13 protein-coding genes are annotated in these 12,320 nt (G+C 70.7%); 9 read left to right on the forward strand and 4 right to left on the reverse strand.

From position 1 onward, the window contains the following. Positions 1-489, reverse strand: a 489-nt coding sequence (locus tag ACWC09_RS51120; RefSeq protein WP_450859015.1) for an alcohol dehydrogenase catalytic domain-containing protein, incomplete at its 3' end; no start/stop codon positions are given. Between the two features lie 335 nt (positions 490-824). Between ACWC09_RS51120 and ACWC09_RS51125 the strand changes: the two genes are divergently transcribed. The 8 genes from ACWC09_RS51125 to ACWC09_RS51160 all read left to right on the forward strand — a co-directional run bounded on the left by ACWC09_RS51125 (position 825) and on the right by ACWC09_RS51160 (position 8,020). After that, a complete protein-coding gene (locus ACWC09_RS51125; RefSeq protein WP_450859016.1) occupies positions 825-1,328 on the forward strand; it encodes a MarR family winged helix-turn-helix transcriptional regulator in 504 nt (167 codons plus the stop codon). Between the two features lie 178 nt (positions 1,329-1,506). Then, positions 1,507-2,157, forward strand: coding sequence for a GntR family transcriptional regulator (locus ACWC09_RS51130; RefSeq protein WP_450859018.1), 651 nt, complete (start codon positions 1,507-1,509; stop codon positions 2,155-2,157). Between the two features lie 50 nt (positions 2,158-2,207). After that, positions 2,208-2,960, forward strand: coding sequence for a PIG-L deacetylase family protein (locus ACWC09_RS51135; protein ID WP_450859019.1), 753 nt, complete (start codon positions 2,208-2,210; stop codon positions 2,958-2,960). Next, the gene (locus ACWC09_RS51140) at positions 2,957-3,661 is read left to right on the forward strand and encodes a 4-carboxy-4-hydroxy-2-oxoadipate aldolase/oxaloacetate decarboxylase (protein ID WP_450859021.1); all 705 of its coding nucleotides are present in this window, start codon (positions 2,957-2,959) and stop codon (positions 3,659-3,661) included. The genes ACWC09_RS51135 and ACWC09_RS51140 overlap by 4 nt, the downstream gene beginning before the upstream one ends. Then, positions 3,658-4,767, forward strand: a complete 1,110-nt coding sequence (locus ACWC09_RS51145; protein ID WP_450859022.1) for a 4-oxalomesaconate tautomerase — start codon at positions 3,658-3,660, stop codon at positions 4,765-4,767. Before ACWC09_RS51140 ends, ACWC09_RS51145 begins: the two co-directional genes overlap by 4 nt. Further along, positions 4,764-5,714 (forward strand): VOC family protein, encoded by a 951-nt coding sequence (locus ACWC09_RS51150; protein WP_450859024.1) that lies wholly within the window; start codon positions 4,764-4,766, stop codon positions 5,712-5,714. The genes ACWC09_RS51145 and ACWC09_RS51150 overlap by 4 nt, the downstream gene beginning before the upstream one ends. Before the next feature lie 128 nt (positions 5,715-5,842). Beyond that, complete coding sequence (locus tag ACWC09_RS51155; RefSeq protein ID WP_450859026.1) at positions 5,843-7,171, forward strand: MFS transporter; 1,329 nt, start codon at positions 5,843-5,845, stop codon at positions 7,169-7,171. Between the two features lie 63 nt (positions 7,172-7,234). Then, positions 7,235-8,020: an alpha/beta fold hydrolase gene (locus ACWC09_RS51160; RefSeq protein ID WP_450859027.1), complete on the forward strand. Its 786-nt coding sequence runs from the start codon at positions 7,235-7,237 to the stop codon at positions 8,018-8,020. Positions 8,021-8,024: 4 nt separating this feature from the next. Here the strand turns inward: ACWC09_RS51160 and ACWC09_RS51165 are convergent, their stop codons facing one another. The 3 genes from ACWC09_RS51165 to ACWC09_RS51175 all read right to left on the reverse strand — a co-directional run bounded on the left by ACWC09_RS51165 (position 8,025) and on the right by ACWC09_RS51175 (position 10,427). Further along, a complete protein-coding gene (locus tag ACWC09_RS51165; protein ID WP_450859029.1) occupies positions 8,025-8,768 on the reverse strand; it encodes an MBL fold metallo-hydrolase in 744 nt (247 codons plus the stop codon). An 85-nt stretch (positions 8,769-8,853) separates the two neighbouring features. Beyond that, positions 8,854-9,801: an alpha/beta hydrolase fold domain-containing protein gene (locus ACWC09_RS51170; RefSeq protein WP_450859031.1), complete on the reverse strand. Its 948-nt coding sequence runs from the start codon at positions 9,799-9,801 to the stop codon at positions 8,854-8,856. Between the two features lie 50 nt (positions 9,802-9,851). Beyond that, entirely contained in the window at positions 9,852-10,427 is a 576-nt protein-coding gene (locus ACWC09_RS51175) for a TetR/AcrR family transcriptional regulator (protein ID WP_450859033.1), read from the reverse strand. A gap of 216 nt (positions 10,428-10,643) precedes the next feature. Between ACWC09_RS51175 and ACWC09_RS51180 the strand changes: the two genes are divergently transcribed. Continuing rightward, entirely contained in the window at positions 10,644-12,095 is a 1,452-nt protein-coding gene (locus ACWC09_RS51180; RefSeq protein ID WP_450859035.1) for an MFS transporter, read from the forward strand. Positions 12,096-12,320: the final 225 nt, after the last annotated feature.

Consider the following 12,320-nt stretch of genomic DNA (forward strand, 5'->3'; position numbering starts at 1 on the left):
GACGACCACCTTGTCGGACGGCTTGGCCTCGGAGCGGTTGACGCAGTGCCGGGCGACCGCCATCGGCTCGTTCAGTGACGCCACGTCGAAGGGCACGGTGTCCGGGAAGACGGCGACGGTCCGGCCGACCTCGGCGTCCTCCAGCAGCAGGTACTCGCTCATCGCGCCGTGCTCGCCGCCGCACCCGATGATCCCGGACGGCACGCCCTGCGGGTTGACCACCACCCGGTCGCCCACCTTCAGGCCGCTGACCTCGGCGCCCACCTCGACGACCTCACCGGCCGGCTCGTGGCCCAGCGGGATCGACCGCATGGAGCCGTCGGCGCCGGCGGGCATGCCGCCGATGTGCAGGAAGAAGGTGTCCGTGCCGCAGATCCCACAGGCCCGGATCTTCATCAGCACGTCCTTCGGTCCCGGCACCGGACGCTCGACGTCGACCAGGTCGATGTGGTTCCGGTCGCCGGTCTTGACGGACTTCATGGTGGCCATCGGGAGGCTCGCTTTCTGGCTGGGGGAGTGTCGATACAGGTGTTGCCGGGCTCGCTCCCGCCTCGACGGGCGAGGCGGGGCACTGACCCGACCGGACGTGTGGAGGTGTCACCGGGTCCGGCGCCGAGTGGGGGAGTTTCCCGGCGGCCGGACCCGGTGACCGCGCCGTTCCCCGTCCCCACGGAGCCGGCGCGCGGGGGCCGCCTCCGCTCGACGCGGCCCCGGTCTGGTTGCTGTTCGGCTTGCTTGACTTAGGCAAGCACATTGGAGTTACTTAAGTCAAGCAAGCATCTGCATATTGCTTAAGTCAGGCAAGTAGACCTACTCTCGAGTACATGTCCGCGCAATGCACCGCCTCAGCGTCCGTCCCGGGAAACGTGAGCGACATCGAGCAGGCGCTCACCCGGGTCACGTACCTGGCCGGCCGGGCCCGGCAGCATGAGCGTCTGATGGCGACGGCCGAACTGCCGCTGGACCGGGCCGCCGTCGCCATCCTGCGGCACATCGCCGAGAGTGAGCCGTTGCGTCCCGGGGTGCTCGCGGTGCGCCTGTCGGTCGAGGCCTCCCACGTCACGCGCCAGCTGCGGCAGTTGGAGCAGGAGGGATATGTCGTCCGCATCGCCGATCCCGACGACCGGCGTGCCCAGCGCGTCCAGATCACCGCCCTCGGTCTGAGTGCGGTCGAGCGTGTCCGTGAGGCCGGCCGTCAGGGCCTGCGGGTGGCCCTCGCCGACTGGTCGGGGGAGGATCTGGAGCGACTCGCCGCACTCTTCCATCGGTTGGTGGACGACTTCGTGGCCCATGCCGAGGACCCTCTGCCCACGTCACCGGCCGCCTGACCGGCTCCCGTGTGCCTGCCGGGCCCGCCTCCCCTCGGGGGGAGTGGGCCCGTTTCGCGTTTCGGGGTGCGGCCCGCCGGTATCGGAGTTGATCATGCCCGCAATACGGCAGACAAAATTGTTGACAATCTTGTTTGGCTAGATTTAGGTTCGACAGGCACTCAGTCAGGGAGGGCAAATGCCGAAAGAAGCCCGTCCGAGCACCGGGGAGCAGGCCAAACAGCATGCGCTCGCGCAGCTGCGGCAGGCGATCCTGCACGGCGAGATGGCACCGGCGCAGCGGCTGGTGGAGAACGAACTCGCCGAGCAGTTCGGTGTGACACGGGCCAGCATCCGCGCGGCGCTCATCGATCTGGAGGCCCAGGGCCTCGTCGAGCGGATCCGCAACCGCGGCTCGCGGGTGCGGGTGGTGACCGTCGAGGAGGCGGTCGCCATCACCGAGTGCCGCATGGTCCTCGAAGGGCTCTGCGCGGCGAAGGCGGCCGTCGCGGCCGGCGACGAGCAGCTCGCCGAGCTGACGGAGCTGGGCACGGCGATGACCAAGGCCGTGGCCGACGGTGAGCCGGTGACCTACTCCGAGCTCAACCAGGAACTGCACGCCAAGGTGCGCGAGTTCTCCGGCCAGCGGACGGCCGTCGAACTGCTGGAGCGACTCAATGCCCAACTGGTGCGCCACCGCTTCCAGTTGGCCCTCAGGCCCGGGCGTCCGCAGCACTCCCTGCACGAGCACCTGGCGATGATCGAGGCGATCAGGGCCAGGGACCCGCAGGCGGCCGAGGCGGCCGTCCGCGCCCACCTCACCAGCGTGATCGAGGCGCTGCGCGACTGATCATGGTTGTGCGGGGCGGGCGCCCACCTGTCCATCAAGGAGATTGCAGCATGACCCAGGCCAACGCGCCCGCCACCCCGCCACGTTCCACCCTGGTCGTCACCGCGCACGCCGGGGACTTCGTGTGGCGGGCGGGCGGTGCCATCGCCCTGGCCGCCTCCCGCGGGGAGAAGGTCACCATCGCCTGCCTCACCTTCGGCGAGCGCGGCGAGTCGGCCAAGGCGTGGCGCGAGGGCAAGCAGCTGGACGAGATCAAGGCGATACGCCGGGACGAGGCCGAGCGTGCCGCCGCCACCCTGGGCGCCGAGGTCCACTTCTTCGACGCCGGCGACTATCCGCTGGTCGCGAGTGCCGAGCTGACCGACCGACTCGTCGCCGTCTACCGCGAGACGCAGCCCGACGTCGTGCTCACCCACCCGACCGACGACCCGTACAACGGCGACCATCCGGCCGCCAACCGCATGGCCCTGGAGGCCCGTATCCTCGCCCAGGCCATCGGCTACCCGGGCGAGGGCGACATCATCGGCGCCCCGCCGGTCTTCTACTTCGAGCCCCACCAGCCCGAGATGAGCGGCTTCAGGCCCGAGGTCCTCCTCGACATCACCGAGGTCTGGGACACCAAGCGCAAGGCCATGGAGTGCCTGGGTGCCCAGCAGCACCTCTGGGCCTACTACACCGACCTCGCCGTACGCCGTGGCGTCCAGCTCAAGCGGAACGCCGGCCCGAACCTGGGCCTGGCGCACACCACCATGGCCGAGGCGTACATGCGGCCGTTCCCGCAGATCGCGAAGGAGCTGGCATGAGCGGCGTCATCGTCACCAACCCGCCCAAGGCGGAGGCGAAGGACGTCGAGGCGCTCGCCGGGTTCGGGGTGGCCACCGTCAGTGAGGCCATGGGCCGAACGGGCCTGCTGGGACCGGAGATCCGGCCCGTCCAGCAAGGCGTACGCGTCGCGGGAACCGCCATCACCGTGCTCAGCTGGCCCGGTGACAACCTCATGATCCACGCGGCCGTCGAGCAGTGCGGCGAGGGCGACATCCTGGTCGTCACCACCACCTCGCCCTGCACGGACGGTCTGTTCGGCGAGCTGTTCGCGACCGCGCTCCGGCAGCGTGGCGTACGCGGGGCCGTCCTCAACACCGGCATCCGCGACACCCAGGAGCTGCGGGACATGGGCTTCGCCGCCTGGTCCCGGACCGTCTCCGCGCAGGGCACGGTGAAGGCCACCGGCGGCTCGGTCAACGTGCCGATCGCCGTCGACGGCCGGATGATCCGTCCCGGCGACGTGATCCTCGCCGACGACGACGGTGTCGTGGTCGTACCGCGCGAGCGCGCCCGTGAGACGGCCGAGAAGTCCGCGGCCCGCGAGGCCAAGGAGGCCGCCACCCGTGCCGCCTTCCTCGACGGCCAACTCGGCCTGGACCGCTACGGACTGCGGGACACCCTCAAGCGGCTCGGCGTCGTGTACAGGACGTACGACGAGTACACGGGGGACGGGTCGTGACCGGGCCCGAGGGGGTGCGCTGCCTGCTGATGCGCGGCGGCACCTCCAAGGGCGCCTACTTCCTGGCCGAGGACCTGCCCGCCGATCCGGCCGCCCGCGACGAGCTGCTGCTGCGGGTGATGGGCAGCCCGGACGAGCGGCAGATCGACGGTCTGGGCGGCGCCCACCCGCTCACCAGCAAGGTGGCCGTGGTCTCGCCCTCCGCGGATCCCGACGCCGACGTCGACTACCTCTTCCTCCAAGTCGTCGTCGACCGGCCCGAAGTGAGCGACCGTCAGAACTGCGGGAACATCCTCGCGGGCATCGGCCCGTTCGCCGTCGAGCGAGGGCTGGTCCCGGCGGGGGAGGAGACGACCTCCGTCCGCATCCGCATGGTCAACAGCGGTGACCTCGCCACGGCGACCTTCCCCACCCCGGGCGGGCGCGTCGACTACACGGGAGACGCCGAGATCTCGGGGGTACCCGGGGCGGCCGCGCCCGTGGTCATCGAATTCCCGGCCGGGACAGGGAAGTTGCTGCCCACCGGGAACGTCCGTGACGTGATCGGCGGTGTGTCCGTCACCTGCGTCGACAACGGCATGCCCACGGTCCTCATCGAAGCCGCCTCCCTCAAGGTCACCGGCTACGAGGCGCCCAAGGACCTGGAGGAGGACCTCGCGCTCGCCGACCGGCTGCGCGAGATCCGCCTCGAAGCCGGCCGTCTGATGGGTCTCGGTGACGTCTCCGACACCACCGTGCCCAAGCTCACCCTGCTCGCCGCGCCCCGCGACGGCGGCGCGATCACCACCCGCACCTTCATCCCGGTCCGCTGTCACCCGTCGATCGGCGTGCTCGGCGCGGCCGGTGTGGCCGCCGGACTGCGGATCGAGGGTGCCGTGGGCGCGGAACTGGCCGAGATCGAAGCCGGCAGCGACCGTATCCGCATCGAACACCCCACCGGCTTCCTGGACATAGAAAGCAGCCTCGGGGCCACCCCCGAAGGCCTGCCCTCCGCCCGCCGCACCGCCGTGGTCCGCACGGCCCGCAAGATCTTCGACGGCACCGTCTTCCCCCGAACCGCCGAGACGGCTCCGATCCCCCCGCAACCCCAAGGAGGTCAACGATGACTCCGCCGCTCGGCGACATCGCCCACATCGGCCACGCCCAGCTCTTCACCCCGGACCTGGACGCCAGCGTCGCCTTCTTCACCGACTACCTGGGCCTCACGGTCAACGGCCAGGACGGCGACTCGGTCCATCTGCGGACCTTCGACGACTACGAGCACCACAGCCTGGTCCTCACCGCCCGCGCGCAACCCGGCCTCGGTCGGCTCGCCCTGCGCACGTCCAGCGAGGAGGCACTGCACCGCCGTATCAGGGCAATTGAGGAATCGGGGGGCACCGGGAAGTGGGTCGAGGACGAACCCGGCCTCGGAAAGCTGTACTTGACGACCGATCCGGACGGCCACGAACACGCCCTGTACTGGGAGAGCGAGCACTACCAGGCCCCCGAGGGACTGCGGCCGGCGCTGAAGAACCAGCCACAGGCCAAGCCCAACAGGGGAGTCGGCGTCCGCCGCCTGGACCACATCAACTTCCTCGCGGCGGACGTGCTCGCCAACGCGGAGTTCCAGGAGCGTGTGCTCGGCGCTCGGCCGACCGAGCAGATCCAGCTCAACTCGGGTCGGATCGCGGCGCGTTGGCTGACGTACACGAACAAGTCGTACGACGTCGTCTACACCGAGGACTGGACCGGTTCGGCCGGCCGGCTGCACCACATCGCCTTCGCGACCGACACCCGCGAGGACATCCTGCGCGCGGCCGATCTCGCCATCGACACCGGTGTGTTCATCGAGACGGGCCCGCACAAGCACGCCATCCAGCAGACGTTCTTCCTGTACGTCTACGAGCCCGGCGGCAACCGTATCGAACTGTGCAACCCGCTCACCCGCCTCGTGCTCGCGCCCGACTGGCCGCTGATCACCTGGACCGAGGAGGAGCGGAAGAAGGGGCAGGCCTGGGGCCTGAAGACCATCGAGTCGTTCCATACCCACGGGACGCCTCCGGTCGCCTGACAGCCTCTCGCCCCGGCGTGCCGTAGTCGGCCACTGGATTGTCGATGAGATTGTTGACAAAAATGTTGACGAATCTGCCTGTCGATCCTTAGCGTCGGGGCACCCTGTTCCACGAGAGGAAAACAAAGATGTCCTCCTCCCCCTCCTCCCCGTCCGCTCGCATCAGCGGACTGGCCCTCCTGGTCGTCGGTCTGTGCTGGCTGGCCGTGCTCTTCGACGGCCTCGACATGTTCATCTACGGCTCCGTGCTGCCGCACCTGCTGGAGACGAAGACCTTCGGGCTCACCGCCGACCAGGCCGGCGACCTCGGCTCCTACGCCACCTTCGGCATGCTGGTCGGCGCCCTGACCGCGGGCACCGTCGCGGACCGGATCGGCCGCAAGAAGCTGATGGTGGTCTGCGTGACCGTTTTCTCGCTGGCCTCCGGCATCTGCGCGATATCGGGCAGCGTCGCGGTCTTCGGCCTCGGCCGGACCCTGGCGGGCGTGGGCCTCGGCGGACTGCTGCCGACCGCGATCAGCATGGTCTCCGACTACGCCCCGCGCGGGCGCGGCGCCATCGTCATCGGCATGCTGATGACCGCGCACCACGCGGGCGGCATCCTCTCCGCGTACGTCGCGAAGTGGCTGGTCGACCCGGTCGGCTGGCGCGCGGCGTTCTGGGTCTGCGTGGCGCCGCTGCTGTTCGCCCCGCTGCTGGCCAAGTTCCTGCCGGAGTCGCTGAGCTTCCTGGTCGCCAAGGGGCGCGCGGACGAGGCGCAGGCGCTCGCCGCCCGCCACGACGTCGAGCTGCCCGCGGCGGCCGGCCGGAAGACGGCGGCCGACCGCTGGGACGCCCTGGTCAACCTCTTCCGGGGCGGCGAGTGGAGTCAGACCCTGCTGTACTGGTTCGCTTCGTTCGGCGGCCTGCTGCTGGTCTACGGCGTCGCCACCTGGCTGCCCACCCTGATGCGCACCGAGGGCTACGAGCTCACCAACGCCCTCACCTTCGTCGTCGTCTTCAACCTCGGCGGCATCGTGGGCATGCTGGTCGCGGGCCGCGCGGCCGACCGGTTCGGCGCCCCGCGCATCTCGGCGATCTGGTTCGCGCTGACCGCCGCGGGCGTCTACCTGCTCAGCGTCCACATGTCGACGGGCGTGACCACGCTGGTCGTCTTCCTGACGGGCGTGTTCCTGAACAGCGCCCAGACGATGATCTATGCGACGGTCTCGATCCGTTCAACGCCCGACAACCGGGCCACAGCCGTCGGCTGGACCTCCGGCATGGGCCGCTTCGGCGCCGTCTTCGGCCCCTGGCTCGGCGGTCAGCTCCTCGCCGCCGGCCACGGCGACTGGGGCTTCACCGCCTTCGCCCTCGCAGGAGTCTCGTCCATGGTCTTCATCGGCATCGCGGCCCTGCGCATCCCGAAGACGGGCACACCGGCCGACACCGAGCAGAACCTGGTCGCCGCACACTGAGCGACGGCAGCCGGCGTCTCGGCGGGGGATGCGATCGAGCGTCTCCGGCGTCACGCTCGTTGTATGAGTGTCGATCGTTGGGACGTCCGGCGTGCGGGACCGGACGGCGCCCCGCATCGGGCGTTGATGATCCCGGGTGGGCTCTGCTCGACCGAGTTCTACGCCGATGTGATGGCCGAGCCCGCGCTCGCGGACCTCGGCATGGTGGCGGCGACGCTGCCGGGGTTCGCCGGGACGCCGGCGCCCGAGGACGTGGGCATGGAGCACTACGCGGAGCTGATGGCACGGTTCGCCGCCGACACCGGCTGCGATGTGGTCGTCGGCCACAGCCTCGGGGCGAACGTGGCGATGGAGATGGCGGCCGCCGGACTGTACTCCGGGCCGCTGGTGCTGCTGTCACCGACCTTCTCGCGCGGGGACGAGGCGAAGTTCCTGGGCGTGATGGACGTGCTCGGACGGGTGCCGGGGCTCGGGTCGGCCGCGTGGTCGGGGATGATCAAAATGCTGCCGTCGGCCATGAAGTCCCAGTTGCCGCCGGAGCGCGCCGACGCGCTGGCGCAGGAGATGCGCTCCAACGACCCGACGACCTGCCGCCGGATCCTGCGCCGGTACTACGCGTACCTGGGCCGGCATCCCTCGCTGGTCGCCCGGCTGTGCGAGGCCGCCGTGCCGGCCTGGGTCGTCCGTGGCGACCACGACGAGATCGGCCTGACGGACGACGAACGGGCGGGGCTCGAGGCCTGCCCGCACATCCGGATGGTCACGGTGCCGGACGCCGGGCACGCGCTCCTGGTGGAACAGCCCGCGCGGGTCGCCGAGGTGATCGTGGAAGCGGTGGCGGCCCTCTGAGGGCTCACAGGTCCACGACGAGATCCGGTACGGCGACGCCGACGGACCTCGAGAAACCCTCACCGGCGGCCCGAAGCGCCGTGGCCCTGTCCGTCCCCGGCCACAGATGGGTCAGCAACAGCCTTGCAGCGCCCGCCTGTCGGGCGTATCGCCCGGCCAGCTCCGCGGTGAGCAGGTACTGCGCGTTGGGGCTCGGGACCCGGCGGACGTAGGTCGCGTCCGACAGCAGCACATCCGCGCCCTCGGCGAGGCGCGGGATGTCCGGACTCGGGCCGGTGTCGCCGGTGAAGGCGAGCACACCGTCGGGTGTCTTCAGCCGGATGCCCGCGTTGGGCACGAAGTGCGGCAGCAGCAGCGTGTCGACGCTGAACGGGCCGATCTCCAGCGGCTCACCGGGACGGAACTCGTGGAGGCGATACGCCGCGGCGAGCATGCCCGGCCGGTCCAGGGCCAGTACCGCGTCCAGCGCTCCGTGCGGGGCGTACACCGGCAGAGCCGGCGGCAGGTCCTCGTCCCTCAACGCCCGTGCGCGCAGAAGGGGGTTGAGGTCCGCGCAGTGGTCGGGATGGCCGTGGCTGACCAGCACCGCGTCGACCGCGTCCATGGTCAGATGCCTCAACAGGCGCGGCAGAGTGGCGTATCCGGGATCCAGGAGCAGCCGGAAACCCTCGTACTCGACGAGATAGCCGCTGCAGGCCTGGTCCGCGGTGGGCCAGGCGCCACAGCCGCCGAGAACCGTCAGTCGCATGGGAAGGACCCTACTGTCGTGTCCTGTCCGTGGGGGCGAGCTGCCGGCACACGGTTGTACCGTCGAGAACGCTGCCGAGCGATGTTCAACCGTTCTCGGGCGCTTCGGTGTTGACGGCCCGTCGGATGTGATCCGCGATCAGGGTGTAAGTGCGCCTGGCCCGTTCGTCGTCCGTGGTGTCGTATCCGTGGTCCACCCCGGCCACATCATGGTGCTCCACCAGCGCTCCCGCCATCCGCAGCCGGTCGGCGTACCTCACGGCCTCCCCCTTGAGCACGTCGTACTCGGCGGTGATCACCAGAGCCGGTGCGATGCCCTTCAGATCCGCCGTGTCGGACGGATGGCCCGGCGAGACGAGCCGATCCCCGCGCATCCGCACGTCGGGGACGTACGACGTGTCGAAGACGTCACCCATCCAGGGTCGCAGCGAGGGCTTGGCGACGGCGGCACGCTTGTCCCTGATGTCCGTCGCCAGATCCAGCGGCGGGTAGTGCAGCACCTGCAGGGCGACCGACGGCCCGTCCTCCTCCAGCGCCTGCCGCGCCACAGCCGCCGCCAGCCCGCCCCCGGCACTCTGCCCGCCGACGGTCAGCCGACTCCCGTCCCAGCCGTTCTCCTCGCCGTGCTCGGCGACCCAGCGAACCACCTCGTACGCCTGCCGGGGCGGAGCCGGAAACGGATACTGGGGCGCGACGACGTAGTCCACGTTGATCACGACCACTCCCGCCTCGGCGGCGAGGAGGCGGCACAGAGGGTCGTCCAGCTCCGTCAGCGTCATGACGTAGCCGCCGCCGTGGAAGTTGACGTGGACGGGAGGACTCCCCTCGGCCGCGGGCCGGTAGACCGTGATCCGAGCCGGGGCGATCGACGTGGGGATCGTCAACTCGCTGACCGTGCGCGGGAATTCGGGGAAGCGGGCGTGTGAGGCTGCGGCCGAGCCGCGACCGGAGAGGCGCCGGTCGGCGAGCCGCGTCATGCGCTGCATCGTCTTGGCGATGAAAGCGGCCACGCTCGGCCGCGCCAGGAGGGACATGGCGGCCAAGTTACTTGAGTCACGCAAGAACTGGCTAGATCTCCGCCGGATCAGCGTGCCCGCACCCCGTCCAGTGCGATCGCCAGCACCCGGTCCCGCTGTGCGTCGTCGACGAAGGTCGTCCCGGTGACACCCGAGACCAGGCGCAGCAGATCACCGATGTCCATGTCCTTGCGTGCCTCGCCCGCCTCCTGCGCCCGCTCGAGCAGTGGACCGCCCGCGGCGTAGAGCGAGTCCCGGCAGGCGTCGAAGATCTCGGACTCGCCGTCGAGGGCCTCGCGGACGGCCCGCTTGGTCACCATGTAGCCGGTGAACCTGGCCAGCCAGGAGGTGACCGCCTCCCACGGTTCCAGCCCGGCGACCTCCTCGGCCACCCGGACGAGCTCGTTGACATCCTCCGCGTACACGCTCTCGAACAGCTCACGGCGGGACGGGAAGTTCCGGTACAGCGTGCCGATGCCCACTCCCGCGCGGCGCGCGATGTCCTCCAGGGACGCGTCGGCGCCGAGCTCGGCGAAGGCCTCGCGCGCCGCGGCCAGTAGGGCGTCGTAGTTGCGCGCCGCGTCCTTCCGGTGCGGTCGGCGGGACGCCACGATCTCGCGGACGGGGAACGGCTGAGCCGGCACTGCTGCCTCCCGGGGCGGTACGGGTTGAACCGGAGGTACACCTCCGCTACAGTGGAGGTATGCCTCCACTTTAGCAGTGCGAGGCGCCCCGTACCTTTCCGCGACCGCTCACCGCGGCCGTCGGCGTGCCCGGAACCGCCCACCGGGCGGACCTGGCCCGTACGACCGTGGCCCGAGAACCTCGGCCGCACCCCGTTCGTTCGGAGAGGCCTTTTCATGCCCCGCAAGTCCACCCGTCTCACCTTCGCGGTCCTCGCGACCGGCGCCGGTGTGTTCGCCATGCTGCAGTCGCTGATCGCGCCGGCCCTGCCGACCGTCCAGCACGCGCTGCACACCTCCCAGTCCACCGTGACCTGGGTGATGACGGCCTACCTGCTGTCCGCCTCCGTCTTCACCCCGATCCTCGGCCGCGTCGGCGACCTGGCCGGCAAGAAGCGCACCCTTGTCGCCGTCCTGCTCGTCGTGCTGGCGGGCTGTCTGCTCGCCGCACTCGCCCCCAACATAGGGGTGTTGATCATCGCCCGGGTCGTGCAGGGCGTGGGCGGCGCGCTCTTCCCGCTCTCCTTCGGCATCATCCGGGACGAGTTCGCCCCGTCCCGGGTCCCCGGCAGCATCAGCAACCTGTCCGCCGTGATCGCCGCGGGTGGCGGCGTCGGCATCGTGGCGGCCGGACCGATCGTGTCCGCCCTCGACTACCGCTGGCTCTTCTGGATCCCTGTCGGTGTCGTCGCGGCCACCGTCCTGATCGCCCTGCGCTATGTCCCGGAGTCGTCCAACAGGGCGGAGGGCAGCGTGAGTTGGCTCGGGGCGGGTCTGCTGTCGGCCTGGCTGGTTGCGCTGCTGCTGCCGCTGAGCCAGGCGGGCAAGTGGGGCTGGGGCTCGGCCCGGGTGATCGGTCTGTTCGCCCTGGCTGTGGCGCTGTTCGCCCTGTGGCTGCTGGCCGAGGCCCGCTCCCGCACCCCGCTCATCGACCTGCGCGTGATGCGGCTGCCGGCCGTGTGGACCACCAACACCGCGGCCCTGCTGTTCGGCGCCGGCATGTACGCCCTGTGGTCCTTCCTGCCCGGCTTCGTCCAGACGCCGAGTTCCGCCGGATACGGCTTCGGCGCGAGCGTCACGGCCTCCGGGCTGCTGATGCTCCCGATGCTGGTGGCGATGTTCGTCTCCGGCATCCTCAGCGGCCGCCTGGGGCCCGTGATCGGCGCCAAGGTGCTTCTGACGACCGGTGCCGCGCTCGGCGCCGTCGCCCTCGGCTTCCTCGCCCTGTGGCACGCCGCGCAGTGGCAAGTCGCCGTGGTCTCGGGCCTGTTCGGCCTCGGCATCGGACTGGCCTTCGCCTCCATGGCCAACCTGATCGTCGGCAGCGTCCCGGCCGACCAGACCGGCGCCGCGACCGGCATGAACGCCAACATCCGCACCATCGGCGGCTCCATCGGCGCCGCCGTGACCAGCGTCCTGGTCACCGGTCGGCTCCAGCCGTCCGGCCTGCCGTACGAATCCGGCTACACCCACGGCTTCGCCCTGCTGGCGGTGCTCTGCCTGGCCGCCGCACTGGCCGCTCTGCTCGTGCCTGCGGCCCGCACCGGGCGCCCCACCGGTCCGGCCCGCGCGGCGGACGACCCGGCGCACACCGAGCCGGAAGCGGTCGGGCCGGCGGCGCGCGGCTGACCCGCACGGGCCGGTCCGCACCCCACCGGGCCGGCCCCGCCGCCGGGCCGACGCACGCACCGGCGCACGTACGGTAAGGTTGACCTGCGTGATCACGCGGTTCACCGCGAGAGCGCACCGGGACGTGGCGCAGCTTGGTAGCGCACTTGACTGGGGGTCAAGGGGTCGCAGCCGCGGGCTGAATCCGTATGTAGAGGGGGCACGGTCCCTTCCCCCGCTCCCACC

It is taken from the genome of Streptomyces sp. NPDC001617, from assembly GCF_053596855.1.

Coding starts and splice junctions, on each gene's coding strand:
- ACWC09_RS51125 (WP_450859016.1), top strand. CDS start 825: ATGTCCGCGCAATGCACCGCCTCAGCGTCCGTCCCGGGAAACGTGAGC.
- ACWC09_RS51130 (WP_450859018.1), top strand. CDS start 1,507: ATGCCGAAAGAAGCCCGTCCGAGCACCGGGGAGCAGGCCAAACAGCAT.
- ACWC09_RS51135 (WP_450859019.1), top strand. CDS start 2,208: ATGACCCAGGCCAACGCGCCCGCCACCCCGCCACGTTCCACCCTGGTC.
- ACWC09_RS51140 (WP_450859021.1), top strand. CDS start 2,957: ATGAGCGGCGTCATCGTCACCAACCCGCCCAAGGCGGAGGCGAAGGAC.
- ACWC09_RS51150 (WP_450859024.1), top strand. CDS start 4,764: ATGACTCCGCCGCTCGGCGACATCGCCCACATCGGCCACGCCCAGCTC.
- ACWC09_RS51155 (WP_450859026.1), top strand. CDS start 5,843: ATGTCCTCCTCCCCCTCCTCCCCGTCCGCTCGCATCAGCGGACTGGCC.
- ACWC09_RS51160 (WP_450859027.1), top strand. CDS start 7,235: ATGAGTGTCGATCGTTGGGACGTCCGGCGTGCGGGACCGGACGGCGCC.
- ACWC09_RS51165 (WP_450859029.1), bottom strand. CDS start 8,768: ATGCGACTGACGGTTCTCGGCGGCTGTGGCGCCTGGCCCACCGCGGAC.
- ACWC09_RS51170 (WP_450859031.1), bottom strand. CDS start 9,801: ATGTCCCTCCTGGCGCGGCCGAGCGTGGCCGCTTTCATCGCCAAGACG.
- ACWC09_RS51180 (WP_450859035.1), top strand. CDS start 10,644: ATGCCCCGCAAGTCCACCCGTCTCACCTTCGCGGTCCTCGCGACCGGC.